Source organism: Faecalicoccus acidiformans, from assembly GCF_014202635.1.
In the GTDB taxonomy this organism is placed as follows: domain Bacteria; phylum Bacillota_I; class Bacilli_A; order Erysipelotrichales; family Erysipelotrichaceae; genus Faecalicoccus; species Faecalicoccus acidiformans.
This window is the reverse complement of sequence record NZ_JACHHD010000004.1, coordinates 1-24,802: the sequence shown is the minus strand read 5'-3', so window position 1 is coordinate 24,802 and position 24,802 is coordinate 1. Positions and strand designations below refer to the sequence as shown.

The window sequence follows — 24,802 nt, the reverse complement described above, 5'->3', positions numbered from 1 at the left end:
TGAAATGGATCAAAAACACATTCGTAATTTTTCAATAATTGCACATATTGATCATGGTAAATCTACTTTAGCCGATCGAATTTTGGAACTAACGGATACTGTCGAAAAGCGCGAAATGCGTGACCAAATTCTAGATTCTATGGATTTAGAGCGTGAACGCGGCATTACGATCAAATTGAATGCCGTACAGTTGATTTATCATGCAAAAAATGGGGAAGACTATATTTTTCATTTAATCGATACACCAGGCCATGTCGATTTCAGTTATGAAGTTTCTCGTTCTTTAGCTGCTTGTGATGGAGCGGTTCTGGTCGTTGATGCCGCCCAAGGCGTGCAAGCACAAACTCTTGCAAATGTATACTTGGCTTTAGAAAATGATTTAGAGATTCTTCCGGTTTTAAACAAGGTCGACCTGCCGAGCGCACAACCAGAAGTCGTGAAAGAGGAAATCGAAAATTTGATTGGCCTCGATTGCAGTGATGCGATTGAAATCAGTGCAAAATCAGGATTAAATGTTGACCAAGTTTTAGAACAGATAGTTGAAAAACTTCCTTCTCCTTCTGGAGATCCTCAAGCCCCATTACAAGCTCTGGTTTTTGATAGCCTGTATGATTCTTATCGTGGCGTCATCGCTTTTGTCAGCGTAAAAAATGGTTCGATCAAGCCGAAGGATAAGATTCGCTTCATGGCAACGGGAGCCGAATATGAAGTGATCGACGTTGGAGTTCGTACACCTAAAGAGATTGTTAAAAACTCTTTACAGACAGGAGAGGTTGGTTGGATCAGCGCGGCCATCAAAAATATCGAAGATGTACGGGTAGGAGACACGATAACAAGTGCCAATGCTCCTTGTGAGGCTCCTTTGCATGGATATCGGGAAATGAACCCTATGGTGTACTGCGGACTCTATCCGGTAGATAATGCGCGTTATGAAGATTTAAAAGAAGCACTCTCAAAATTAAAATTAAACGATGCTTCACTGACTTTTGAACCCGAGACATCCCAAGCATTAGGGTTTGGTTTTCGATGCGGCTTTCTAGGTTTATTGCATATGGATGTTGTAGAAGAAAGATTAGAAAGAGAATATAACTTAGATTTGATCGCTACTTCTCCTTCCGTTATATATCATGTCTTCAAGACAGACAAAACCATGATCGCAATCGATAATCCAAGTGCTTTGCCGCCGGCTCAAAACATCGACCATATCGAAGAACCATATGTTCGTGCTGAAATCATGGTCCCTAAAGATTATGTAGGTGCTATGATGGAATTGTGCCAGGCGAAACGCGGAGAATATATCGATATGCAAGTAATCGATGATCTGAGAATGAATATGGTATACGAACTTCCTTTGAGCGAGATCATTTATGATTTTTTCGATAAAATGAAATCTTATACTAAAGGATATGCTAGTCTGGACTATCATTTTAGCCGTTATAAACCGAGCGCTTTGGTAAAGATGGATATCTTGCTCAATGGCCAAGTCATCGATGCCCTAAGTACGATCGTTTTTAAAGATTTTGCTTATAATCGCGGCAATGCGATGACTATCAAACTTAAGAAGATTATTCCAAAACAACAATTTGAAATCCCTGTTCAGGCAGCCATTGGCGGAAAGATTATTGCCCGAACAAACATTAAAGCACTTCGAAAAAATGTTTTGGCTAAGTGTTATGGCGGAGATATTTCACGAAAGAAGAAGCTGCTAGAAAAACAAAAGGAAGGAAAGAAACGAATGAAAAAAGTCGGTTCTGTTGAAATTCCTCAGGAAGCTTTTATGGCTGTTCTTTCAATGGATGATGAATAATGGCGAAATCATGTTACGTGCACATCCCGTTTTGCGGAAGCATTTGTTATTATTGCGGTTTTTGTAAAAGTGTGAGCTCAAATGCAGTAAAAGAGAAGTGGATCGATCAAATCCATAAAGAAATACAAAATAAACCGATCAGCAGCTTGGATACTCTATATTTCGGAGGCGGAACACCAAATATTCTTTCTAAAGAAATGTTTCGGGCACTTTCACTTCCCTTGATGGAATTTTTGGACAGTGATTATGAGTGGACGGTCGAATGCAATCCGGAATTTATCACCGAAAATCAGCTGCAAGAATTTCAACAATTGGGGGTAAATCGATTAAGTATCGGTGTACAGACCTTTCAGGATTCCTTATTACAAAAGATAGGTCGACATCACAGTTCGAAACAAGCAATGAACAGTATAAATCTTTCCAGAGAATTCGGTTTTCATAATCTTTCGGTTGATTTGATGTACGGATTGCCAGGGCAATCTCTAGATAATGTTATACGGGATTTAGAAACATTTTTTTCACTGGGCATTGATCATTTATCAATCTATTCTTTGCAGATTGAAGAGAATTCGATATTTGGAAAAAAAGGCATCCGTTCATGTGATGATGAATTAGAAGCGGATATGTTTGAACAAATCGTAAAAATGTGCAAAAATCATGGTTTTGAACATTATGAAATTAGTTCCTTTGCCAGAAATCAACAATACTCCAAACATAATCTATCCTATTGGACGGATCAAGATTATTACGGGATTGGATGTGGTGCTGTCGGAAGAGAAAATGGAATTCTTTATGAGAACACAAAAGATCTTGTATCTTATTGTGATAGAGGACCCATGCCCTCTTTTATATCTGAAACGATTCAGGAAAGAGCTTTTGATTCCATTATGATGGCGTTGCGTACGCAATTCGGACTGGATGTAACGGCTTGGCAAAAACGGTATGGACTTGATTTTTTTATGCAGTATAAAAATGTGTTAAAGAAATATTTGGGCACTTATCTTTGTTTCGAAAAGAATCATCTGTTTCCAACTGAACAGGGAATGGAGATCTTAAATACAATTTTAGTTGATTTTTTAAGTGAAAATTGATATCATTTATAAGCTTTTGATCTAAGAGTTTGGAATCTTCCGACCTTTCTCCTGGATCATCAGTACACATTAGAGGAGGAAGAAATATGTTATTGAAAGCTGAAAAACAAGCAATCATGAAAGAGTATGCAATCCATGAAGGAGATACTGGTTCTCCTGAAGTACAGATTGCGGTATTGACTGCCCAAATCAATCGTTTAACTGAACATTTTAAGGAACACAAACATGATTATCATTCTCAAAGAGGTTTGATGAAAATGGTTGGTCGCCGTAAAAACATGTTAGCTTACCTTAAGAAGAAAGATTTGGAACGTTATAAGACTTTGATTTCTAAATTAGGTCTGAGAAAGTAATCGAAAGATTACTTTTTTTTGTTTATTTCTTATGGTACACTTACAAAGGTAAAAAAAGAGAGGTAAAGTATGGCGAAACAAGAGTTTCATTTAGAGTTCTGTGGTCGGGGGATCACAGTAGAAACTGGTGAGATTGCAAAACAAGCGGATGGAGCCGTGATAGTCCGTTATGGAGATACGGTGACATTATCTACTGCTTGTGCAGCAAACCAACCTAAGGAAGGAATCGACTTCTTTCCATTAACTGTAAGTTTTGAAGAAAAATTATATTCCGTCGGTAAAATCCCTGGCGGTTTCTTGCGTCGTGAAGGTCGTCCTAGCGAACACGCAACATTAACGGCTCGAATGATCGATCGTCCGATCCGTCCTTTGTTTGCAGAAGGATTCCGTAATGAAGTTCAGGTTGTTAACACAGTATTAAGCGTTGATCAGGATTGTTCTGCTGAAATGTCTGCAATGTTTGGAGCAAGTTTGGCACTGTGTATCAGCGATATTCCATTCAATGGACCTATTGCGGGCGTTAAAGTAGGACGTGTAAATGGGGAACTCATTTGCAATCCAAGCGTTGAGCAAACTGCATTGAGCGACATTGATCTGACAGTCGCTGGAACAAAACAAGCTTTAAACATGGTAGAAGCAGGCGCAAAAGAAGTCAGCGAAGAAGACATGTTGGCGGCATTGATGTTCGGTCATGAACAGATCAAAAAATTATGTGCTTTCCAGGAAGAAATTGTTGCAGCCTGTGGCAAGACAAAACGAGAAGTTCCTTTATATACAGTAAATGAAGATTTGGACCGGGAAGTTAGAAATTCGTTTGAAACAAAGATTCGTGATGCAGTTTCTATTAAAGAAAAATTGGAAAGATATGGAAAAATCGATGAACTAACAGAAGAAGCTGTACAAATGGTCGAAGCTAAAGAGTATGCCAGCGAAGCGGACAAAAATAAAGCTGTCAAAGAAACCAAAGAAATTTGCCGTTCTATTGAAGCGGATGAGGTTCGCCGTTTGATCATTGAAGATAAGGTACGTCCGGATGGTCGTGCAATCGATGAGATTCGTCCATTGAATTCACAAGTAGATTTATTGCCGCGTGTTCATGGATCTGCCTTGTTTACTCGCGGGGAAACGCAAGTTCTCTCAACGACTACATTAGGAGCTATTAACGAAAATCAGATCATTGATGATTTGACTGAAGTGGAAACAAAACGTTTTATGCATCATTATAATTTCCCTCCATACTGTGTAGGGGAAACTGGACGAATGGGAAGTCCAGGTCGTCGCGAAATCGGACATGGAGCTTTAGGGGAGAGAGCTTTATTGCAGGTTCTTCCTTCATTGGAAGAATTCCCATACACGATTCGTACCGTTGCGGATGTTATGGAAAGTAATGGTTCCAGTTCACAGGCAAGTATCTGTGCCGGCACTATGTCTTTAATGGCAGCAGGTGTTCCAATAAAGGCTCCTGTAGCTGGTATTGCGATGGGATTGATCATGGATGATGATTCAGGCAAATACACAGTATTAACAGATATTCAAGGTATGGAAGATCATTTTGGCGATATGGATTTTAAAGTAGCCGGAACAAAAAATGGTATTACTGCTTTACAGATGGATATCAAAGTAACTGGAATTACAAAAGAAATTTTCGAAGAAGCTTTGGCACAGGCTCATAAGGCGCGTTTTGAGATCTTAGATAACATGTTGGCTTGTATCCCAGAGCCTCGAAAAGAACTGAGCCCATATGCTCCAAAAATCGCTATGATGGAAATTGATCCAGACAAGATCAAAGATGTGATCGGACCTGGCGGCAAGATGATCAACGAAATTATTGCGGAATGTGATAATGTTAAGATCGACATTGACGATGATGGAAAAGTTGTCATTTACCATCATGATTACGATATCATCGACAAGGCAAAACAAATGATATCGGAAATCGTTCGTGAGGCTAAAGTCGGGGATGTTTATACCGCAAAAGTTGTACGTATTGAAAAATTTGGTGCATTCGTCAATTTATTTGGAAATACAGATGGTTTATTGCACATTTCAAAAATTTCGCATCATCGAGTAGAAAAAGTTGAAGACGTGTTAAAACTTGGTGATACGATCGATGTTAAAGTGACAGAAATTGATAATAAAGGTCGAATCAATGTCAGTGCAAAAGCGTTATTGCCGAAGCCAAAAAAAGAAGAAGAATAAATCTTCAAGGAGATCGATTGATCTCCTTTTTTTTTGAAGTCTTATATTTCTTGTCAATGGCAAATATGGTAAAATACCGTGGAAGGGGTTGACGAAATGGACTTTATTAAACTTGCAAAAGAAAAGACAAATGAATACTTAAAAGATCTTGAATCGCTTGTTTCTATTGAATCTACTCGAGATCTTTCAACTAAGACAGATAATGCGCCTTTTGGAGAAAACTGTCGTAAAGCCTTGGATACAATGCTGGCTTTAGGACAAAGAGATGGTTTTCAAACAAAAGATATAGACGGATATGCGGGAGTCATCGAATATGGCCAACAGACACAGACATTAGGGATCTTAGGCCATTTGGATATTGTTCCCGTTGGCGAAGACTGGACCAAGGATCCACTAACAGTTACAGTTGATGATGGGTATGTATTTGGACGTGGAGTTGTTGATGATAAGGGTCCGGCTTTGGCTGCTTATTATGCTTTGAAGATTATAAAAGAACAAAACATTCCTTTAAAGCGCAGAGTGATGCTGATTACGGGATGTGATGAAGAAAGCGGAATGGAGTGCATGGATTACTATAAGAAACATGCTGAAATTCCAAATATCGGTTTCGTACCTGATGCAGACTTTCCGGTAATATACGGGGAAAAGGGCGGACTTCATGTTGTTTTGCGATCGACAGATAAAACCGCAATTCGTTCCATGCATGCTGGAAGTCGTCCCAATATCGTAATTGGAAAAGCAGATTGTACAATGGATACAATTACTGAGAAACAAAAACAAGAGTTTGCCTATTATTGTAAATCACATGGTTTAACTGGATCTATCGAGGACACAACTTTCCATATCGATGGTGTTTTTGCACATGCAGCGACTCCTTGGCTTGGTGAAAATGCCGCTCTGCACTTGTTAAACTTTGTTGGATCTTCCTATGATGACACATTGGCACAAGATCTCTATAAAATTTTAAAAGATTGGCAAGGGAAGCCGTTAGGAATCTATAAACAAGGATTATACATGGGTTTCTTGACCATGAATACCGGTATCATTGATATAGAGGATAATGAAACGAAGATTTTAATTGATATACGTTATCCTAATGACATGAATGCACAGGAAATAATGGAACAGTTTGACCTACATTGCAAGACATTAAACAGTCATGTTGTTCCGCAAATGGAAAGTGACTCGGTTCCTTTATTTGTAGATCCTCAATCGAATCTTGTAAAAGAATTGATGAGAGTATATCAAAAATATACAAACGATACTTTCTCTTGTGCCTATACTTTGGGCGGGGGAACATACGCTCGTAAATTTGAGAATTTTGTTTCTTTTGGACCGGAATTTCCAAATGATGAGAAAACGACCGATCAGTTTGTAGGCAGTTGTCATCAACGCGATGAAGGAATCAAGCTGGAAAGTTTGATTTTATCAATCGCAATCTATGCTGAGGCTATTGTCTCACTGTGTAGTTAGTATGAGAATGAGAAAAGTAAAATGGGCTGTTGAATATTTAGGACAAAGTAAAAAAAAGGCAGCTCATCCGGAAAACAGACGCGGTTCCTGGCATTCAGATAAAAAGAAACTCCATGTAGAACTTGGGTGTGGAAAAGGAAATTATTCCTTAGAAATGGCTAAGCTTTATCCGGATGATTTATTCATTGCGGTGGAAAAGAATGAAAGTGCTGCTGGAATCGCTGCAAAAAAATTTGATGAATCCGAATGTGATAATTTGGTTTTGATCCATGGAGATGCAGCTGATCTAGGTCAATGGTTTGATTCAGGGGAAATCGATGTCTTACATTTGAATTTTAGCGATCCGTGGCCGAAGAAACGTTATGCCAAGCGAAGACTCAGCAGTTCTGGTTTTTTAAATGTATATCGCTCTCTTTTGAGTTCATATGGTGAAATACAAATGAAAACCGATAACGGCCCACTCTTCGAGTTTTCAGTAGTTGAATTCTTAAATACAGGCTTTGTATTGTCTGAACTCTCTGTTGATTACCGACGAGATCCGCATCCGGAAGATTCTATCACGGAATATGAAGAAAAATTTATTCGTTTAGGGCAACCGATTTACCGCTGTGTGTTTAAAAAAGGAGATTATGCGAAATGATAACAATTCATACAAGAGAAGAGTTTGATCGGGCAATTCAGGCTTCCACCATCAGTGTTATGTTATTTACTACAAAATGGTGTGGTGACTGTATGTTTATTAAACCTTTTATGCCTGAAGTTGAAAAGGAATTTGAAAATTTTACCTTCTATGAGATCGATCGTGATGAAATGATTGATCTGGCTCAAGAGCTGGAAATCATGGGCATTCCCAGCTTTGTAAGCTTTAGAAATGGAAAAGAAATTTCTAGATTCGTTTCTACTTTGCGAAAAACAAGACAAGAAATTGAAGATTATCTAAATCAAAATAATAGTTTGGGGGAATAAAAATGTTTAAAGATTTAATGCAGGCAATTTTTACCGAGGAAGTTGAACCAGAAGAGACGGAAACAGAAGTTGAAGAAGAACGTTCTGTACAGCAGGAACCCCAAGTCGTAAAACAAGAGAAACCAACGTTCGTTGAACCTGCGATTTCTTTAGATACTACGACGATTCAAGAACCTGAAATAGCACAATTTGGTCAAGCAACCGAAAAAAGAGAAGAAACACATTCTAGTTTATTTACTGGCTTAGATGTTGACAGCATTGCCAGTGAAGAACCAAAGCCAAGAAAAAAACCGTATCATTTTGATCGTTCTAAAACAATGAAAATTCGTCGTTCACAGGAAGATTTAGAATATAAACCTATTATTTCTCCAATATTCGGAAATATGGAAGAAGATAAAAAGGATAATTCTAAAGTTCATAATGCAATCGATCTACACAAGCCGGATCAACCAGAAGATTATATGACCGTTCTTTCTCCAATGTACGGAGATAAACTGGATGTGGTGCAGCCTGCTCGACGCATTCCAAAAATGAACACCCAGTCAGCCAAATCAGAACGGAAAACCTCAAAAAGTTCTTTATCACTAGATGATATGCTTGAGACGGCGCCAAAAGAAAAGAACCAGCAAACAACATTGTTTTCTCAAGAAGACTAAATCGAGGTGATATTCTATGGCTTATCATTTTATCGGGATCAAAGGCACCGGCATGGCTTCTTTGGCAACGATTTTATTTGACGAAAACAAAGAAGTAAATGGCAGTGATATTGAGAAATATATATTTACACAAGATGAACTGGAAAAAAGAGGTATTGAGATCACAAAATTTGATGCGAATAACATCAAAGATCACGATACTGCAATCATCGGATTGTCATTTGATCAAACGAATCCTGAAGTGAAAGCGGCGTATGCAAATCCAACCGTAAAAACATATTATTATAATGAATATTTAGGTAAATTACTTGAATCATATGATTCAATCTGTGTAGCGGGTACGCATGGTAAATCAACGACAACAGGAATTCTGGGTACTGTTTTGCCTAACTATGCACCAACTGGATATCTTATTGGAGATGGCCATGGCCATATGCCAAAGCAAGCAAAGTATTTTGTTTTAGAGTCATGTGAATTTCAAAGGCATTTTTTAGCTTATCATCCTGATTATTCTATTATTACAAATATCGAACTGGATCATGTTGATTATTATAAAGACATGGATGACTATTTGAATGCATTTCAGTCTTTTGTATCGCAGACAAAGAAGCATTGTGTTGTATTTGGGGACGACCCTCATTTGCGCCATTTGAAATACTCAACACCTGTTTCAACCTATGGATTAGGGCCCGACAACGATTATCGAGCTACCCATATCGAACAAGGTCCTTTCGGGATGCGTTTTGATTGTGAATACCACGGAAAACGGATTGCACACATAGAACTATCAGAAGTTGGAGATCCTTTCTTGCAAGATGCCTTAGGTTGTTTTGCTTTATGTCACGTATTAGGAATGCCGGTTGAAAACATTGTTCAAGGCTTAAAAGATTATAAAGGCATTGCTCGACGTTTTGTGATTGAAGAAGTAAAAGATAGTGTTTTGATCGATGATTACGCTCATCATCCAACAGCCGTTCGGTATATGATCGATTCTGCACGAAAAAAATATCCGAATCATAAAATTGTAGCTCTATATAAACCCGATCGCTATTCTCGTCTTCAATATTTTTTGGATGACTTTGCTCAGAGTCTAAACACAGCAGATCAAGTTGTTCTTTGTGATTTTCCAAAAAATGCAGTACGTGAAGATTCTTCGATCACGGTAACCATTCAAGATCTTTTAGATTTATGTCCTGGATCTCTATTATTAGATATTGACGAAACTTCAGCAAAAATTTTAAAAGAAATGGGCCCTGCAGTTTATGTTTTCATGTCCAGTAAAGATATTTATCTATTAAAGGATATGTTGTGTAAAGAAATTGAATCTTCAGATTCATTATAGTTTTTTTATCAATGGGATCTTATCGAAATATAAGGTCCTTTTTTCTTTCAGATTTATATAACAGTACTTTCTCATCACTATTTTCAATGATTTAAGCGTTTTCATCAATATGAAAATATTTTCAAAAATAAATAGAAATCGAATTTTGGAAATGTTATAATACAAAAAGAGGTGGTAATTTGACAGTAGACACGTTTTTTTCTACAATCGCTAAAGTTGCCGGATGGATTTTACCGGTTTTAGGTGTTGTCGTATTAATATATTTGATTCTTATTCTAAAAGAATTGCTTGTTACGTTAAAAAGTGCGACAAAAACGCTAACGACGACTGAAGAACAAATTCGTAAATTGGATGTTCCTTTGCAGACAGCTGAAAATCTCTCTCGTACAGTGGATGAAGTTCACGAAACAACAAAAAAAGCTGTAAAGTCAACGGCATCATTCGTTATGTCCAATTTGGATCAACTAAAAAGTTGGATTCAACAAAAAAATTCCAATGTTCCTAATGATGTGAATGAAACGATAGTTTCAGCATCAGAAAATAAAAAAGAGGAGGAAAGCATATGAGTGAAGAAAACAAAACAGTAGATGTGGTAGAAGAGTTAAAAGAAGAGGCATTAACTGAGCTTTCAACATTAGAGGAAGAAAATAATACAGAGAATGAAAGAATTATTTCTGATGCGAAAGAAAAAATCAAAGCTATTTTTGATGATCTTCAAATCTGGATCAAAAATAATACTGAACCAGAAAAGGTAAAGGAAGGTTTGAATAAAGCTAAGGATGAATCCATTCGTATTTTAAAAACAACAAAAGACAAAGCTATTGAAATAAGTAATTCTGAACAGTTTAAAAATACCATGTCTGCAGGAAAAGATTTCTTAGTAGGAGCCGGATCTTTAATTGGTGATGGATTAAAGGCTGGTGCCGATGTCTTAATGCGCAACGAAAACATAAAGAATATAGTTGATACGGCAGATCAAAAATTAGATGTTTTACGCGAGAGCGAAAACTTGAAAAATGCTGTGGATGTTGCCGAAGACGTAACTCAAAAGGTGAATGATGCAGTCTTCTCTGGTATTCGAAAATTCTTTGATAAGAGAGATCACACTGAGACACCTAATAAACAGGAGGATTCCGAATAATTATGAAACGAATCACCATTTATGATGTTGCCAAAGAAGCTGATGTCTCTTTGGCAACTGTCAGCCGTGTTATCAATGACAGCAATGTTGTGCGTGAAGATACAAAACAGCGTGTTCAAGAAGCTATTGAAAAATTAGGATATAAACCGAATGCAATCGCTCAAGGTTTGGCACTTTCCAAAACTACGACTGTATCAATCGTAATGAGCGAAAAATTATTTGCTTACAATGGTAAAATCCTAAACGGTTTGATGGATGTTGCGAAAATATACAATTACAATATAATGTTTCATACGACATCAAAAGGTATTTCAAAGATGCAAGATGTTATTGAATCCATTATAAAATCCCATGTTGATGGAGTTATTCTTTTCAATGATAACTTCTCGGAAGATGAAATGGAAGTTTTACAGGAATATCAAATTCCTATGGTGGTCGTAGGCAGTCAATTAGCTGAAACCGGAATCGATAATGTAGGGAATGTCTATGTAAACTTTGAACAAATGGCCTATGATATGGTCAATCAGCTGTTTGATAAGGGAATCACTGATATTTCCTTGGTTGAGGATAAATTGAACTTGAGCATGATGGCTCAATTGCGCTCTGGCATTGAAAAGGCGTTTACAAAAAAAGGTCTGGAATTCAAAAAATATATTTCTTATGATGACACTTATAAGAGTTCCTATAACTTTTTAACTGATTATTTTAAAAGCCATAAGCCGAGTCAATTTGTATTTACATTCCGTGATTCTCAGGCAATCGCTCTATTGAACGCCTGCCAAGAAGCTGGATATAAGATTCCAGATGATTGTCAGATGGTATGCATTTTAAACAACAAGTATTTATCAATGACTCGTCCTAATATCTCAACCTTTAATATTCCGGAATATGATATGGGAGCAGTATCTATGCGTCTGTTAACGAAAATGTTAGTTGATGATGATTCTATCAAAAATAAAGATAGTAAACAGATCGAACTTGGCTACTCCTTTATTCCAAAAGGAACAACAAATTAGTTTTTTTGGGAAGATCTTTAACGCAATGATCTTCCTTTTTTAGTAGGATAACTTCTATACTGTGATTAATGAGAAAAAAGTTGGAATATTTTTATAAATTGGAGTTTAAAAAAGGTGTTTAAACACTATATCTAAAAAAATAGAATTATAATATACCTAGTTGGAAACTATCTCTGCTAGGTTTTCTTTTATGATACAAATTTAAAAATCGTTAATCTTTCAATATGCAAAGGGCTCTTAAAAGCTTGTAAAAGTTTTATCGCTATTTTTCAGTACTGAACAAGATAACTAGAAAGTAGAGGTTTTCACTATTGTAGTGTATAATATCGTGTATGGAAGTAGTTTTGATCAATCAAGCAAAAGATGCAAATGTCTATCGTTATAAAAAAGATTTTTTAGCAATTTTGAAAAGAACGTGTGATGTTCTCCAATTAGAAAACGATTATATTTTGAGTGTGATTTTTGTAACACCTGAAGAAATTCACGAGATCAATCGTACCTATCGCAGCATCGATAGAAGTACGGATGTTATAAGTTTTGCTTTGCACGATGATATGTCGAATGTTTTGCTTGAAGAAGAAGAAAATGAATTAGGGGATATTTTTATCAATGTCCAAGCCATTACAGATCAGGCAAATGAATATGGACATACTAAAAGAAGAGAGGCTTGTTTTCTCTTTTGCCATGGTCTACTACATTTATTAGGATACGATCATATGAAACCGGATGAAGAACAAGAGATGTTCCATTTACAGGATGTGATTTTGGATGAACTGGTTAAAAGGTAGATTTAAATATGCTTTTAGTGGATTTCGATATGCGTTAATGGATCGCAGCATCCTATTACAATTTGTTTTTGGCTTAATCGTAATAATTGCAGGGTTTCTTTTCCGGTTGACAGTTCTAGAATGGATTTTAATTTTAATTTGCATTTGCGCTGTAATTTTTGCGGAAATTGTTAATTCTTGCATAGAAAATCTAGTAGATTATATTTCTTTAAAACATACACCCCAAGGGAAGAAAATTAAGGATATGGCAGCAGCGGCTGTTTTGTTGATCAGTGTCATGAGCGCTGCTATTGGTTTGATGATTTTCTTGCCAAAGTTATTCTAGGAGAGATATTTATGTCATATAAATCAGGATTTATTGCCATTATAGGACGACCTAATGTTGGTAAAAGTACTTTGATGAATGCACTGTTAAAGGAAAAAATCGCAATCATGTCCGATAAACCGAATACAACAAGAAATAATATTGCTGGCATCTTGACCCAGGATGATGCACAGTTTGTTTTTGTTGATACTCCAGGTATTCATAAACCACAACAACAATTGGGTAGAGTTTTAAATAAAAATGCATACATGGCTATGGAAGATTGTGATTGTATCACTTGGATCGTTGACGCGAATCAATCTTTTGGAAAAGGAGATGCATTTATTTTAGATAGGCTCGATTCTATGCAAAAAAAGATTATTTTGATTCTTAATAAAATTGATTTATTGTCTAAAGAGGAACTAATGAATGTTTTGATTTCGTGGAATCAGAAAGCTTCTTTTCATGCAATTATACCTATCAGTGCAAAGGAACAGGATAATTTGCAAGAATTATTAAATGTCATCAAAGACATTTTACCTGAAGGCACTCCTTTATATCCGGAAGAGATGAAGAGTGATCACGGAGAAGATTTCCAAATTACAGAGATTATCCGCGAGAAAATACTATTTAATACGAAAGAGGAAATTCCTCACAGTGTGGCGGTTTTATTGGAGAACAAAGATAATAGAGATAATCATCTTTATTTAGAAGCTGTCATCGTTGTTGATCGAAACTCGCAAAAAGGAATTTTGATTGGAAAACAAGGAAGCATGATAAAAAAAATCAGACTTTCTGCTCAGAAAGAGTTAAAAGATAAATTTAAATGTCCTGTTACTCTCGATCTTTATGTTCGCGTCGAAAAAAACTGGAGAAATAAAGATTTAAAAATCAAAGAATTTGGATTGGATGAATTCAATGATGACTGAAGCAGAGGGGATCGTATTAAAAATTCAAGATTATAAAGAAAATGATGCTCTTGCTTGGCTCTTAACAGATACAAAAATAATAACCGTAAGGATTCGCGGTTTTCAAAAATCCTCTTCCAAACTAAAGAGCTGTGCACAGTGTTTTTCTTATGTTCGATGGCAGATTCATTCAAGATCCCAAGGCTTTACATTGCTTCTTCATGGAACATGCATTGATTTTTTTCCTTTCCATAACAATCTTCTACGGCAAAGTTTAGCTTTTGTTTTGCGCGATATTATTTTAAAAATAGACACGCATCCTACCTATTTAAATGATTTATTATCCGTTTTTCGTTCGGTTGTGAAACCAGACCAGGACTTTTATTTTTGTGTGGTTTGGTTATTAAAGGAAATCTTGATCAACGAAGGAATTCAGCCATATACAGATGGTTGTATACTTTGTCAAAGAACAGATCATTTACAAGTTTTAAGCAAGGCGCAGGGTGGTTTTTTGTGCTCTGACTGTAATAGGAAAAAGAAAACCGACACGAAAGAAGAGTTAATCAAGATCTATTCGATTTTTCACGCTCGGGAAAAGGACATTGATCTTTGTAAAGAACGATTTCAGTTTTTGTTGCGAGACGTTATTTATTGGTGTGAATGGTTTGAGTATTATGCACAGATTCATTTAAAAAGTCTAGATTTCGTCAAACAGATTATGAGTATCAATTCCTTAGCCTAAATCAGAACTATAAAGGAATTATAGAATTTCTATCATAGATTTTGTATAATAGTAAAGAATGCTTTAGGAGGATTTTATGGCAGAAAAATTATCAAGAACGAAAAGATATCAAGAATTGAGAAACCGGCTGGATGAAGAAACAACAGCTGCTCAAGAAGATAAGATCAATCAACAAACAGGCTTTGCACGCCTTTCGCGTACACAACATAAAGCATTATCACATGCCAGTGACCATCATGCTGCCACTTCAACATTTACTTATGAAGATGCCCCTAAACAGAGTCCCGTAATGGAAGATCTTTTAGGAGAAGTGAAACAGTATAACATTGAAAAAGGAAACCGTTATACCGACGATACACAAATCAACATTTTGCATCAGTTAGACTCTCGCTCTGGTATCACTAGACGAAATACACATATTTTACCAGTTGATGAAGAAGAATCAGGAACTACGATGCGAATGTCAAAACCAGCTATGGATGTAGATGGTGTTGCGACATATATGCCGAATCAAAAATTGACGCGCATCAATCCAGTAATGACAAAGCCAGAGACTGTTTCTGTTCCAGAGGTTGAACAAGAGCGGGCAGAGGAAGACTCAATCACTCTTTCTCATGATGAAAATAAAAGCGTATTCTTAGGAAATAATGATTTTTTGGTTGATGATACGATTGATACAGATCATTTATCCTTATTTGATACCAAGCCTTCTACTCAGGCAGAAGTAAAAGAGGCGGATCAAGAGCCTGTTCAATCGAAAAGAGTGAAAAAGTCATCAAAATCCAAGAAATCTGAAAAAAGAAAGACTGTTTCACCAGATATGCCATCTGCCAAAATTCGCATGAGTACACGTGATATTGAGGATATGGAAAAAGAGCCTAAAAGTCGCTCTGGAATGATCGTTAACGTAATTCTTGTTGTTTTAGTTATCTTATTATTAGCAAGCATTGCTGCTACTTTGTATTTTTTGACACAGATAGGAGCTTAAGTGTTATGGGCAAATTTAACATTGCAATCGATGGCCCTAGCGGGGTTGGAAAAAGTACGATCGCAAATCTTTTAGCTCAGCATTATCATATGACACACTTAGATACTGGGGCTATGTATCGTTGTGTCGCTTACTATTTCAAGAACAATCAAATTGATTTAAATGATTCAGAATCGGTACAGAATGCTTTGGATTCTATTCAGATTGCATTTGATCAGGATCGAGTTTATTTAAATCAGGAAGATGTAACAAACTCAATTCGTTTAAATGAAATTTCCATGGCAGCTTCGAAAATATCAAAACTGGAAGCCGTGCGAAAAAAGTTAGTCTTTTTACAGCAAGAGATTGCGAAAAATAAAGGATTTATTTTGGATGGAAGAGATATTTGTACGGTTGTTTTACCTGATGCCGAAGTTAAAATCTATATGGATGCCTCAAGCAAGGCAAGAGCACAGCGCCGTTACGATGAATATGTGCAAAAGGGTATAGATGCAGATTATGAAACGATTTTCCAGGATATCGTAGCGAGAGATTATCAAGATATGCATAGGAAGAATTCACCACTAAGAATTGCCGAAGATGCTGTTGTGGTGGATACTTCAGACCTCACAATTGAAGAGGTCCTTAATAAAATAGAGGATATTATTGAAGATATAGTGTAATAGATAAGAAAGGAGTGATTCTATGATCAAGGGAACGATTGCAATAGTTGGTCGACCCAATGTCGGTAAATCTACATTCTTTAATCGCTTGATCGGTCAGCGAAAAAGCATCGTAGATGATACTCCTGGAGTTACACGGGATCGAATTTACGGCGAAGTGGAATGGTTGACACAAACTTATCGTGTTATTGATACTGGCGGTATACAAATCGATGAACAACCTTTTGCCGAAGAAATCAATATGCAAGTTGATATTGCGATTGAAGAAGCGGATGTAATACTTTTCTTGGTTTCGTCTAAAGAAGGTGTCATGTCTGATGATATGGCAATTGCTAAAAAACTAGTACGTTCAAACAAACCAGTCCTTCTTGTTGTAAATAAAGTTGACAATGAAAAATTACAGATGGATGCTTTTGAGTTTTACTCTCTGGGCCTTGGAGATCTTTTCTGCATCAGCAGTGTCCACGGAATTGGTATCGGTGATGTCTTAGATAAAGTAACCGAGATCATGCCGCCCAAAAATATCTCCAGCTATGATGGAATGACCTCATTTTGTGTCATTGGAAGACCTAATGTGGGAAAAAGCTCTTTGGTCAATGCTATCTTAAAAGAAGATCGAGTCATCGTATCGAATATAGAAGGTACAACACGTGATGCAATTGACACGCCCTTTAAATACGAAGGGGAAGAGTATATTATTATCGATACAGCCGGAATCCGAAAAAAAGGAAAAATCTATGAAGATATTGAAAAATATTCGATACTTCGTGCTTTGAACGCAATTGATCGCAGCAATGTTGTATTGTTCTTAATTGATGGATCATTAGGTATTCGTGAGCAAGATAAACATGTGGCTGGATTGGCGCATGAAGCCGGGAAGGGTGTCATCATCGTCTATAATAAATGGGATACTGTAGAAAAAGACGATAAGACCATGCAGAAGATAACTAAGGAGATTCGAGCACATTTTCTCTATTTAGACTATGCTCCTATTGTGTTTGTCTCTGCCTTGACTGGTCAAAAGATCAATCAAATATTGCCGGCAATCCAACAAGTTCATGACAATTGTACACTACGTATTCAAACGAATGTATTAAATGATGTCATTTTGGATGCTCAAATGATGAACCCAGCCAAGCCGCATAATGGAAAACAACTAAAAATATATTACTCCAGTCAAGTCGGTGTTGAACCGCCTACCTTTGTTTTGTTTGTCAATGATCCTGAATTGTTACATTTTAGTTACAAACGTTATATTGAAAACAAGATTCGTGAAGCTTTCGGGTTTGAAGGTACTCCGATTCGAATTTTAGCTAGAAAGAAGAGTTGATTTGTATGAAAACTGTTATTGTTGGAAGTGGAAGCTGGGGAACTGCATTAGCGCAAGTACTTCAAGATAATCACCAGGATGTCATCTTATATGGTATTGAATCTTCTGAAATTGAAGATATCAATAACAATCATAAGAATTCAAAATATTTTAATGATGTTTTGCTAAATCCGGAATTAAAAGCAACCTTAGATTTAACAGTTGTTCAGGATGCAGATATTGTTTTATTAGCGGTTCCAACGATTGCGATTGAATCGATTTGTCAACAAATTGATCCGTTATTATCGAAAAAAGTCATTATTGTAAATGTTTCAAAAGGTTTTCATCCAGAAACGAACGAAAGAATGTCCGAAGTTATTCGTCGCTCGATTTCACCTGATCATTTAAGTAGTGTTGTCTCTTTGATCGGTCCTAGCCATGCAGAAGAAGTAGTCATTCGTTTATTAACTACGATCGATGCCGTTAGTCTAAAGGAAGAGGATTCTCAAACGATACAAGAACTTTTCTCGAATCAATATCTAAGAATATATACAGGGGATGATGAGGTCGGCAGCGAATTAGGAGTAGCTATTAAAAACGTTATGGCGATTGCTTCTGGAATCTTGTCTGGCCTTGGTTACCAGGACAATACGAGAGCTGCTCTTATTACTAGAGGCCTTCAAGAAATGATTCGATATGGTACAGCTTTTGGTGGCAAAGAACAAACTTTTATGGGCCTCACTGGAATTGGAGATTTGATTGTTACGTGCTCCAGCGTTCATTCTCGTAATTTCCAAGCTGGATATCAGATTGGAAAGGAAAATACGGTTGAAAATTTTTTAAAAAACAATAAGAAGACAGTAGAAGGCGTACGTACAGCTAAAATTGTTCATCGTGTGGCCAGTCAGCATGGTATTGATATGCCGATTTGTGAAGAAGTCTATCAAATTTTGTTTGAGGGAAAAGAACCTAAAACATGTGCTTCAGATTTAATGTTACGCGAATTAAAAAGGGAATTCTAATATGGCGAAATTTGTAAATAAGGAATCTTTAACAGAAACCATTCATAATGATTTAAAGATTTCACGCAAAGAAGCCGGGCATGCCGTCGAGCTCATTTTTAAAGAGATCACAGATGCTCTAGCACAAGAAGGTGAAGTAGATATTGCTGGATTTGGCAAGTTCGTGATTTTTGATCGTAAAGAGCGCATGGGAATTAATCCTGTTACAAAAGAAAAAATGATGATTCATGCGACAAAATTGCCAAAGTTTAAACCTAGTATAAGTTTAAAAAAGATTTGTAATTCAAAAGAAGATTAATATGTCGATTATCAAAAGATTTTTTATTGTTTTATTTTGTATATTAATCATTGTTTCGATGCTGATTGGTATGCTTCTATAATCCAGATCCATCATTTTAGGTGGATCTTTTTTAGTCTTTTATTGAGGGGTATGATTATAGGGAAAGTAGAACCATTTCATATTAACATTGAAAGACGTTATTCAGCTTGAATATATATAACGTCTTTTGCATCTTTAATCAGTTCTTTTTCCTTGTTTGAAACCGGATTTGTAATTATAATATCGTAATCTTTAAAGCTGGCAAAGGTGTATGTTCCAGTTTTTTTAAATTTAGAAGCATCACAAAGTAAAATCTTTTGAGATGCTTTTTTAATGACATGTTGTTTGATCAAAACTTCTTCAAATGAAAATGTTGTTGGCCCATCAGTATTCAGAAATCCATCACAACCCATAAAAGCAGTGTCAATTTGAATCGCATCGATATTGTTGGCGGTAAAAGCGCCAACAAAAGCTTTTCCTTTTCTTTGCAGCTTTCCTCCAGTAAAAATCAAATCGTGTTTCATATCAGAAACAAGTTGTGCAATAGCTAATGAATTAGTAACAATGGTCAATCCTTTCTTTAAGGGAAGATATTTAGCTAGAGCAAGTGTAGTACTTCCGGGGTCAAGAAAAATCATGGAGTTATCTTTGATATATTCAAGAGCTCTTTTCGCAATAGCTTGTTTTGCTAAGGCGTGTTCTGAAATTTTTACGTTTAATGGTAATTGGAAATAATCATTCATGATTTCCGCATATCCATGTTTCTTTAAAATCAATCCTTGCTGTTCTAAAATATCAAGATCTTTTCGAATCGTTTCTGTGCTCACATGGAATGATTCACTTAATTCGCTGACGTAGATTCTGCCTTTTGACAAAATGCTCTGATAAATCTCGTTTTGTCTTGATAATGATGATTTTGACATAGATACCTCCTTGGTAATAAATTGGCAATATATTTTTAATATTGGCAAAATAGTTGTATTTCCAATATTATATTGTTTTTATTTGGGAAATACCAATATTTTTATTGTTTTTAAGTACAAAATTGACTATTCTATGGATGTCAGATAGGAGGAACATTATGAAGTTACAAGCTGCGCTGGATACATTGAGTTTAGATGAGTGTCTAGAATTATTAGAAGAAACAAAGGGGTATATCGATATTGCCGAAGTGGGAACACCCTTTATTATTGAAGAGGGTATGGTTCCAGTTCGCGCTATTAAAGAAAAATTTGATAATATCGAAGTTTTAGCTGATGCAAAGATCATGGATGCTGGTGAATTTGAAGCAGATAAGTGTTTTGAAGCTGGAGCTGACATTGTCACTGTTTTAGGTGTCAGCAATGACGAAACTATTGAGGGCTGTGTACGTTCTGCTAAGAAATATGGCAAAAAAATCATGGTAGATATGATTGCGGTAAAAGATTTAGAAAAACGAACAATCGAGATTGATGAAATGGGTGTTGATTATATTTGCGTTCATACTGCATTTGATGTACAGGCAAGCGGAAAAGATCCTTTAGAAGAATTAAAGATCGTTAATAAAGTCATCAAGAACGCCAAAAGTGCAGTTGCTGGAGGTGTAAAACTTGCAACGATCGATGACATCGTAAATGAAGGTGCTGAAATAATCGTAGTTGGTGGAGCTATCTGTAACGCTAAAGATCGTGCTGCCACTTCAAAAGAAATGAAATCTCATTTAAAGTAGGAGGAAAGTATGAATAATCAAGAATATGCAAAAAGGGTATTGAATGAACTAACACATACACTGACAAAAATTGATACAAACTCTGCAGAAGAATTTGTAGAATTGGTTGATGCAGCAGATGAAGTGTTTTGCGCAGGAGCAGGGAGAAGCGGATTTCAAATCAAAGGATTCGCAATGCGTCTGATGCATATGGGAAAAGCCAGCTATGTCGTTGGAGAAACATGCACACCAAATATCAAGGAAGATGGACTTTTAGTTGTTTGCAGTGGCTCTGGAGAAACTAAGAGTTTAGTCAACCATGCGATGAAAGCCAAAGAAGTTGGGGCTAAGGTGGCTTTAATTACCATTAATCCCGAATCAACAATTGCTAAGATAGCTGATGTAGTTGTTGAAATAAGTGCTCCAAGTCCTAAAAGTGCTAAACAAGGAGAAGTCGTATCCATTCAACCTATGGGTTCTTTATTTGAACAATCAGAGGGAATCTTTATGGATATTTCCATCATGATGTTAATGGAAAGAAAAGGAATGGACTCGGATACAATGTTTGGTCGTCATGCCAATATGGAGTAGGATATGAAAGTAGAATTAAATAAATATGTAGAAAAACCATGGGGTTATGAAAAATGGATCGCTGTTACAGATAACTATGCCCTAAAAGAAATATTCTTTAAAAAAGGACAAAGGTGTTCTTTCCAATACCATCATAAAAAAGAGGAACATATCTATATCCTAAGCGGTAAGCTGGAAGTATTAGAAGATAATGAGAATAGAGAATTGGAAACTCATATTTATGGCCCAGGAGAGATCATTCACAATCCACCAACTTATCGTCACAGAAATACAGCTTTAGAAGATACTACAATTATCGAAGTGAGCACGCCTCATCTTGATGATGTAGTACGTATTGAAGATGATTATAACCGATGATACATAACCAAGATGATATAGATTTTCATCTTAGTTATTTTTATTGTAATATATTGTATTTTGCTTCTCGGATCATCTCCGATTTTTGAATGTATTATTTAAGACTCCTGAGCTTTGGGTAACATCCTGGCACTTTTATTTTATCACTTCAAATTTACGTTTTATCACCATCAGAGAATTAATCCCGTTTCCAATATTCTGAATTTTCGTCTCTAATTTAAAAAAAGATCAGCGTTTGACTTTGCAGACCAAAATTACTTTTTATAGATGTAATGAAAGCTATTATAAAGCTTTACAAAAATTAGACTGATATGATTGTTTGTATGTATAACGTAAGATGGCAGAAATATCAAATGTATAACAAGTGAGAATCATCAAATTATGCATACAAAAAGTAGGAAGTGCCTAAGGCCAAATAAGGGGCCTAAAACACTTCCTACAAGTTAGTTTTAGCATAATCCTAATATTTGTTCAAACTAGGAATGATATTTCGTTTAGTATATCTTTGTTAGTTTGAATCTTATAGCAACTAATTCCATTTGTTATAATTCTTGTAGAGAAGAGAGGCATATTATGGTAGAGTTGAAAATTCCAAATCCAGTTTTAGATTAAAAAGAATATTAAAATGGATTAAATATCATTATTATCGGTGCATCCAGATGCACCTACGAATATTATATTTAATCCGTTGTCGATATATCTATTGGTTGCCAGTTCTTCCATCTGGGAACAGTTCAATTGTCTTTCAGGATTATAGTCAATAGATTCTAAGTTCGCTGTAGAATCATAGAATTTAGCGTTTCTGATATTTTTCTCTATCGTATGATTGATTCGACTGTCATATTCCATGTCTATCATTTCGCCAAATCTTTCATCGAACGATAGCTGGCTGTAATCAGGATCGGATGACTGCATTTCATATCGTTCCGCTATGACCGGTAACTTCATTTGTTTGAGTTTCATGATCAATTCTTTTCTATCCATTCCGTTTTCCTCCATAATAGTCTTTCCCTCTCACAAAGGCATACTCGACGGTCTCCTTTTGAGAAGTTTGGGTTTTCTTCTTCCTGTCTTGATTTGACTGCAGTATCATTCTAATATTTCTATAGCTAGGCTGGCTGATGTGCTCCAACGCCAATTGACACGCATCTTCCAGTCTAGTCTTTCCATATTTATCCGATAATTTCAGAAGGGACATACACCCCTTATAGGCCTGTTCCTCCACTTTATATCGGTTGAATAATTTCTGGACGACTGTCGTTGTACTTTCACCGATTGAAGCGGCCCATCGTATAAAACGGTCCTTGTTCCAGAGGAATCTTTGATGTTTTTCCGGCATATGGCTCTCATTGGTTGAATATTGATTGATCCGTCCATAAAGACGATCATGGGAACATACCTGGTTCATCTTATAGTAGACGGTCACCGAACGTTTTGTGAGTTTCACATCCACATAATGACCGACATATTCATAGGGAACGGAATAGTTTATTTTTTCAACCGATATATGATAATTAAGCTGGACTTTGGCACGCTTTCATTCACTCAATTCAAAAGGGTATTTCGGTAAAGGTTTCATAAATGGAAATTCTTCATCCATGTAGACCGATTTTCTAGAGCCTTCCTTCTTTTGAAAAGGTTTTGAATTAAACGTATCCAATTCTTTGAGTATCGCTTCATTCAGTTCTTCGAATGAAAAAAACTTTCGATTTCTAAGTTTTCCAACGATAGCTATCGTACAATCTCCGACCGCACTCTCAACCGCTGCTTTATCTTTCGGCCTACGTACTCTGGTAGGAAGTATTGTCGTATCATAGTGATCTGCCATTTCCTGATAGGACTTGTTGAGAACAGGATCTTCATATTTTCTGTTGGAGATAACCCCGGTTTTCAGATTGTCGGGGACAAGTAATCGGGTAACACCTTCAAAATACCGGAAAGCGTGGATATGGCAATCGATCCAGTCGCCGATCTTCATGCTCGGACAGGCACGGACAAAGCTGCACATACTGAATGGAAGGGTGGCTTCAAATAGATAAGCAGTGATTCTTTCACCGGTGTACCGATCATAAATGTACATACATGTTCCATGTTCCATTCCAATCCACCATCATCTTATCACCTGGCTTGTGATTGATATGCATGGTCAGGTTGTGCTTTTTCACGTGATCACGATATCTTTCACAAAAGTAACTGTACTGATAGAAAGGGACATTGATGGACCGACAAGCATCTGCATATTCTTCCCACAACAGTTTGATCGTCGTGCCGGGTTTTAACAGTTCCTTATGAACATAGTCGAAATCCGGCTGCTTGATTGACAGATTGATTTTCACCTCTTCTTCGAACAATAGTTTTTGGACATCGTATTCACTAATTTCTTGAATAGATGACCAACAGATTTTTTTAGAGTCAGCGGCATTGAATATTTTTCTAACTGTATCTCTTGATACTTTTGTGGCGCGCGCAATATCTCGCTGACTATGGTTTTGAGATCTCATTTCCAAAACTCTTTTAACATCTCGCATAAAAAAACACCTCCGATTCCACAAGATATTAAAATGCGATAAGCATCGCATACATATCTTATAGAACAAGAGGATAGAATAAAACCAGGCTACGCCACTTATAAATGATCATGATAAAAAATTTAATTTCTGATGGACTTGTATAACGAATCAAATGGACTTCGTCACCGTAATACATGGACTTATTTTGCCGTATTGAGTGGACTTCTCACTCCGTAATAATCAGTAATAAATTCTAATTTAGAATGCACTTGTGCAGAAAAAGATTATATTAATTATAAAACATTTTGTTTTAAAAAAAGTGTTATAAATAACATATCAAATTTGATTTCTTCACTTAACAAACATTATAATATTAATTGGGGTTTGTCAAGAAAAGTGTGTAAGTAATTTTTTAATTACCTGTTGACACTATCTGAAGTATCTTATTTTGGACAAACCAATCTCGCATATGCACCAAAAGCCAGGTAGCTCTTTCAGAGTTGCCTGGCTACTTTTTATAGAGCTTTTATCTTAAAGCCGTATGTACTGATCGATACGATCCTTGAATAAA

At 36.3% G+C, this 24,802-nt stretch carries 29 protein-coding genes; 24 read left to right on the top strand and 5 right to left on the bottom strand.

Translation table 11 applies throughout. The annotated features are described in order from the left end of the window. Positions 1-4 precede the first annotated feature (4 nt). The 21 genes from lepA to HNQ43_RS02515 all read left to right on the top strand — a co-directional run bounded on the left by lepA (position 5) and on the right by HNQ43_RS02515 (position 19,065). Complete coding sequence (lepA, locus tag HNQ43_RS02615) at positions 5-1,807, top strand: translation elongation factor 4 (protein ID WP_183374501.1); 1,803 nt, start codon at positions 5-7, stop codon at positions 1,805-1,807. Next, positions 1,807-2,898, top strand: a complete 1,092-nt coding sequence (gene hemW, locus HNQ43_RS02610; protein ID WP_183374499.1) for a radical SAM family heme chaperone HemW — start codon at positions 1,807-1,809, stop codon at positions 2,896-2,898. Before lepA ends, hemW begins: the two co-directional genes overlap by 1 nt. An 86-nt stretch (positions 2,899-2,984) precedes the next feature. After that, on the top strand, positions 2,985-3,251 hold the full coding sequence (gene rpsO / locus HNQ43_RS02605) for a 30S ribosomal protein S15 (RefSeq protein WP_183374497.1): 267 nt from the start codon (positions 2,985-2,987) through the stop codon (positions 3,249-3,251). Positions 3,252-3,320: 69 nt separating this feature from the next. Further along, positions 3,321-5,450, top strand: a complete 2,130-nt coding sequence (gene pnp, locus HNQ43_RS02600; protein ID WP_183374495.1) for a polyribonucleotide nucleotidyltransferase — start codon at positions 3,321-3,323, stop codon at positions 5,448-5,450. Positions 5,451-5,546: 96 nt separating this feature from the next. After that, a complete protein-coding gene (gene pepV / locus HNQ43_RS02595; RefSeq protein WP_183374493.1) occupies positions 5,547-6,923 on the top strand; it encodes a dipeptidase PepV in 1,377 nt (458 codons plus the stop codon). Positions 6,924-6,930: 7 nt separating this feature from the next. Then, positions 6,931-7,563 (top strand): tRNA (guanosine(46)-N7)-methyltransferase TrmB, encoded by a 633-nt coding sequence (gene trmB / locus HNQ43_RS02590; protein WP_337955359.1) that lies wholly within the window; start codon positions 6,931-6,933, stop codon positions 7,561-7,563. Next, complete coding sequence (locus tag HNQ43_RS02585; protein ID WP_183374489.1) at positions 7,560-7,889, top strand: thioredoxin family protein; 330 nt, start codon at positions 7,560-7,562, stop codon at positions 7,887-7,889. The genes trmB and HNQ43_RS02585 overlap by 4 nt, the downstream gene beginning before the upstream one ends. Positions 7,890-7,891: 2 nt before the next feature. Beyond that, a complete protein-coding gene (locus HNQ43_RS02580; protein WP_183374487.1) occupies positions 7,892-8,545 on the top strand; it encodes a hypothetical protein in 654 nt (217 codons plus the stop codon). Between the two features lie 16 nt (positions 8,546-8,561). Then, positions 8,562-9,887 (top strand): UDP-N-acetylmuramate--L-alanine ligase, encoded by a 1,326-nt coding sequence (locus HNQ43_RS02575; protein WP_183374485.1) that lies wholly within the window; start codon positions 8,562-8,564, stop codon positions 9,885-9,887. A gap of 179 nt (positions 9,888-10,066) precedes the next feature. Then, a complete protein-coding gene (locus tag HNQ43_RS02570) occupies positions 10,067-10,453 on the top strand; it encodes a histidine kinase (protein ID WP_183374483.1) in 387 nt (128 codons plus the stop codon). Continuing rightward, entirely contained in the window at positions 10,450-11,028 is a 579-nt protein-coding gene (locus HNQ43_RS02565; RefSeq protein WP_183374481.1) for a hypothetical protein, read from the top strand. Before HNQ43_RS02570 ends, HNQ43_RS02565 begins: the two co-directional genes overlap by 4 nt. A 2-nt stretch (positions 11,029-11,030) precedes the next feature. Continuing rightward, a complete protein-coding gene (locus HNQ43_RS02560; RefSeq protein ID WP_183374479.1) occupies positions 11,031-12,044 on the top strand; it encodes a LacI family DNA-binding transcriptional regulator in 1,014 nt (337 codons plus the stop codon). Positions 12,045-12,376: 332 nt separating this feature from the next. Beyond that, positions 12,377-12,832, top strand: coding sequence for an rRNA maturation RNase YbeY (ybeY, locus tag HNQ43_RS02555; protein ID WP_183374477.1), 456 nt, complete (start codon positions 12,377-12,379; stop codon positions 12,830-12,832). Continuing rightward, positions 12,813-13,157, top strand: coding sequence for a diacylglycerol kinase family protein (locus tag HNQ43_RS02550; protein ID WP_183374475.1), 345 nt, complete (start codon positions 12,813-12,815; stop codon positions 13,155-13,157). The genes ybeY and HNQ43_RS02550 overlap by 20 nt, the downstream gene beginning before the upstream one ends. 11 nt (positions 13,158-13,168) lie before the next feature. Next, positions 13,169-14,065, top strand: a complete 897-nt coding sequence (gene era, locus HNQ43_RS02545; protein WP_183374473.1) for a GTPase Era — start codon at positions 13,169-13,171, stop codon at positions 14,063-14,065. After that, a complete protein-coding gene (recO, locus tag HNQ43_RS02540) occupies positions 14,055-14,786 on the top strand; it encodes a DNA repair protein RecO (RefSeq protein WP_183374471.1) in 732 nt (243 codons plus the stop codon). The genes era and recO overlap by 11 nt, the downstream gene beginning before the upstream one ends. A 76-nt stretch (positions 14,787-14,862) precedes the next feature. Next, a complete protein-coding gene (locus HNQ43_RS02535; RefSeq protein ID WP_183374469.1) occupies positions 14,863-15,774 on the top strand; it encodes a hypothetical protein in 912 nt (303 codons plus the stop codon). A 5-nt stretch (positions 15,775-15,779) separates the two neighbouring features. After that, positions 15,780-16,436, top strand: coding sequence for a (d)CMP kinase (gene cmk, locus HNQ43_RS02530; protein ID WP_183374467.1), 657 nt, complete (start codon positions 15,780-15,782; stop codon positions 16,434-16,436). 22 nt (positions 16,437-16,458) lie between these two features. Next, positions 16,459-17,766 carry a ribosome biogenesis GTPase Der gene (der, locus tag HNQ43_RS02525; RefSeq protein WP_183374465.1) on the top strand — a complete coding sequence of 436 codons (1,308 nt, stop codon included), beginning with the start codon at positions 16,459-16,461 and terminating at the stop codon, positions 17,764-17,766. A 5-nt stretch (positions 17,767-17,771) separates the two neighbouring features. Further along, positions 17,772-18,767 carry an NAD(P)H-dependent glycerol-3-phosphate dehydrogenase gene (locus tag HNQ43_RS02520; protein WP_183374463.1) on the top strand — a complete coding sequence of 332 codons (996 nt, stop codon included), beginning with the start codon at positions 17,772-17,774 and terminating at the stop codon, positions 18,765-18,767. 1 nt (position 18,768) lies between these two features. After that, positions 18,769-19,065, top strand: coding sequence for an HU family DNA-binding protein (locus tag HNQ43_RS02515; protein WP_183374461.1), 297 nt, complete (start codon positions 18,769-18,771; stop codon positions 19,063-19,065). A 179-nt stretch (positions 19,066-19,244) separates the two neighbouring features. On the opposite strand, the gene HNQ43_RS02510 is transcribed toward HNQ43_RS02515, so the two are convergent. Then, positions 19,245-20,009 (bottom strand): DeoR/GlpR family DNA-binding transcription regulator, encoded by a 765-nt coding sequence (locus tag HNQ43_RS02510; RefSeq protein ID WP_183374459.1) that lies wholly within the window; start codon positions 20,007-20,009, stop codon positions 19,245-19,247. Between the two features lie 158 nt (positions 20,010-20,167). On the opposite strand from HNQ43_RS02510, the gene hxlA reads away from it, so the two are divergent. From hxlA to HNQ43_RS02495, 3 genes are read left to right on the top strand one after another with little or no spacing between them, the layout of a single operon-like run. Next, positions 20,168-20,794, top strand: a complete 627-nt coding sequence (hxlA, locus tag HNQ43_RS02505) for a 3-hexulose-6-phosphate synthase (RefSeq protein WP_183374457.1) — start codon at positions 20,168-20,170, stop codon at positions 20,792-20,794. Positions 20,795-20,803: 9 nt separating this feature from the next. After that, positions 20,804-21,364 carry a 6-phospho-3-hexuloisomerase gene (gene hxlB, locus HNQ43_RS02500; protein ID WP_183374455.1) on the top strand — a complete coding sequence of 187 codons (561 nt, stop codon included), beginning with the start codon at positions 20,804-20,806 and terminating at the stop codon, positions 21,362-21,364. Between the two features lie 3 nt (positions 21,365-21,367). Beyond that, positions 21,368-21,721 (top strand): cupin domain-containing protein, encoded by a 354-nt coding sequence (locus HNQ43_RS02495; protein WP_183374453.1) that lies wholly within the window; start codon positions 21,368-21,370, stop codon positions 21,719-21,721. A 630-nt stretch (positions 21,722-22,351) separates the two neighbouring features. Here HNQ43_RS02495 and HNQ43_RS02490 read toward each other — a convergent pair. The 4 genes from HNQ43_RS02490 to HNQ43_RS09165 are packed head-to-tail and all read right to left on the bottom strand — an operon-like array spanning position 22,352 to position 24,249. Next, positions 22,352-22,705, bottom strand: a complete 354-nt coding sequence (locus tag HNQ43_RS02490; protein ID WP_183374451.1) for an ATP-binding protein — start codon at positions 22,703-22,705, stop codon at positions 22,352-22,354. Beyond that, positions 22,698-23,213: a Mu transposase domain-containing protein gene (locus tag HNQ43_RS09175; RefSeq protein ID WP_425321250.1), complete on the bottom strand. Its 516-nt coding sequence runs from the start codon at positions 23,211-23,213 to the stop codon at positions 22,698-22,700. The genes HNQ43_RS02490 and HNQ43_RS09175 overlap by 8 nt, the downstream gene beginning before the upstream one ends. 45 nt (positions 23,214-23,258) lie before the next feature. Next, positions 23,259-23,819: an IS21 family transposase gene (gene istA / locus HNQ43_RS09170; protein WP_244957023.1), complete on the bottom strand. Its 561-nt coding sequence runs from the start codon at positions 23,817-23,819 to the stop codon at positions 23,259-23,261. After that, on the bottom strand, positions 23,788-24,249 hold the full coding sequence (locus tag HNQ43_RS09165) for a helix-turn-helix domain-containing protein (protein WP_244957022.1): 462 nt from the start codon (positions 24,247-24,249) through the stop codon (positions 23,788-23,790). Before HNQ43_RS09165 ends, istA begins: the two co-directional genes overlap by 32 nt. Between the last annotated feature and the right edge of the window lie 553 nt (positions 24,250-24,802).

What these genes read in the sequence shown, in the direction of transcription:
- lepA (WP_183374501.1), top strand. Translation starts at nt 5, where the DNA reads ATGGATCAAAAACACATTCGTAATTTTTCAATAATTGCACATATTGAT.
- hemW (WP_183374499.1), top strand. Translation starts at nt 1,807, where the DNA reads ATGGCGAAATCATGTTACGTGCACATCCCGTTTTGCGGAAGCATTTGT.
- rpsO (WP_183374497.1), top strand. Translation starts at nt 2,985, where the DNA reads ATGTTATTGAAAGCTGAAAAACAAGCAATCATGAAAGAGTATGCAATC.
- pnp (WP_183374495.1), top strand. Translation starts at nt 3,321, where the DNA reads ATGGCGAAACAAGAGTTTCATTTAGAGTTCTGTGGTCGGGGGATCACA.
- pepV (WP_183374493.1), top strand. Translation starts at nt 5,547, where the DNA reads ATGGACTTTATTAAACTTGCAAAAGAAAAGACAAATGAATACTTAAAA.
- trmB (WP_337955359.1), top strand. Translation starts at nt 6,931, where the DNA reads ATGAGAAAAGTAAAATGGGCTGTTGAATATTTAGGACAAAGTAAAAAA.
- HNQ43_RS02585 (WP_183374489.1), top strand. Translation starts at nt 7,560, where the DNA reads ATGATAACAATTCATACAAGAGAAGAGTTTGATCGGGCAATTCAGGCT.
- HNQ43_RS02580 (WP_183374487.1), top strand. Translation starts at nt 7,892, where the DNA reads ATGTTTAAAGATTTAATGCAGGCAATTTTTACCGAGGAAGTTGAACCA.
- HNQ43_RS02575 (WP_183374485.1), top strand. Translation starts at nt 8,562, where the DNA reads ATGGCTTATCATTTTATCGGGATCAAAGGCACCGGCATGGCTTCTTTG.
- HNQ43_RS02565 (WP_183374481.1), top strand. Translation starts at nt 10,450, where the DNA reads ATGAGTGAAGAAAACAAAACAGTAGATGTGGTAGAAGAGTTAAAAGAA.
- HNQ43_RS02560 (WP_183374479.1), top strand. Translation starts at nt 11,031, where the DNA reads ATGAAACGAATCACCATTTATGATGTTGCCAAAGAAGCTGATGTCTCT.
- ybeY (WP_183374477.1), top strand. Translation starts at nt 12,377, where the DNA reads ATGGAAGTAGTTTTGATCAATCAAGCAAAAGATGCAAATGTCTATCGT.
- HNQ43_RS02550 (WP_183374475.1), top strand. Translation starts at nt 12,813, where the DNA reads ATGAACTGGTTAAAAGGTAGATTTAAATATGCTTTTAGTGGATTTCGA.
- era (WP_183374473.1), top strand. Translation starts at nt 13,169, where the DNA reads ATGTCATATAAATCAGGATTTATTGCCATTATAGGACGACCTAATGTT.
- recO (WP_183374471.1), top strand. Translation starts at nt 14,055, where the DNA reads ATGATGACTGAAGCAGAGGGGATCGTATTAAAAATTCAAGATTATAAA.
- HNQ43_RS02535 (WP_183374469.1), top strand. Translation starts at nt 14,863, where the DNA reads ATGGCAGAAAAATTATCAAGAACGAAAAGATATCAAGAATTGAGAAAC.
- cmk (WP_183374467.1), top strand. Translation starts at nt 15,780, where the DNA reads ATGGGCAAATTTAACATTGCAATCGATGGCCCTAGCGGGGTTGGAAAA.
- der (WP_183374465.1), top strand. Translation starts at nt 16,459, where the DNA reads ATGATCAAGGGAACGATTGCAATAGTTGGTCGACCCAATGTCGGTAAA.
- HNQ43_RS02520 (WP_183374463.1), top strand. Translation starts at nt 17,772, where the DNA reads ATGAAAACTGTTATTGTTGGAAGTGGAAGCTGGGGAACTGCATTAGCG.
- HNQ43_RS02515 (WP_183374461.1), top strand. Translation starts at nt 18,769, where the DNA reads ATGGCGAAATTTGTAAATAAGGAATCTTTAACAGAAACCATTCATAAT.
- HNQ43_RS02510 (WP_183374459.1), bottom strand. Translation starts at nt 20,009, where the DNA reads ATGTCAAAATCATCATTATCAAGACAAAACGAGATTTATCAGAGCATT.
- hxlA (WP_183374457.1), top strand. Translation starts at nt 20,168, where the DNA reads ATGAAGTTACAAGCTGCGCTGGATACATTGAGTTTAGATGAGTGTCTA.
- hxlB (WP_183374455.1), top strand. Translation starts at nt 20,804, where the DNA reads ATGAATAATCAAGAATATGCAAAAAGGGTATTGAATGAACTAACACAT.
- HNQ43_RS02495 (WP_183374453.1), top strand. Translation starts at nt 21,368, where the DNA reads ATGAAAGTAGAATTAAATAAATATGTAGAAAAACCATGGGGTTATGAA.
- HNQ43_RS02490 (WP_183374451.1), bottom strand. Translation starts at nt 22,705, where the DNA reads ATGGATAGAAAAGAATTGATCATGAAACTCAAACAAATGAAGTTACCG.
- istA (WP_244957023.1), bottom strand. Translation starts at nt 23,819, where the DNA reads ATGGAACATGGAACATGTATGTACATTTATGATCGGTACACCGGTGAA.
- HNQ43_RS09165 (WP_244957022.1), bottom strand. Translation starts at nt 24,249, where the DNA reads ATGCGAGATGTTAAAAGAGTTTTGGAAATGAGATCTCAAAACCATAGT.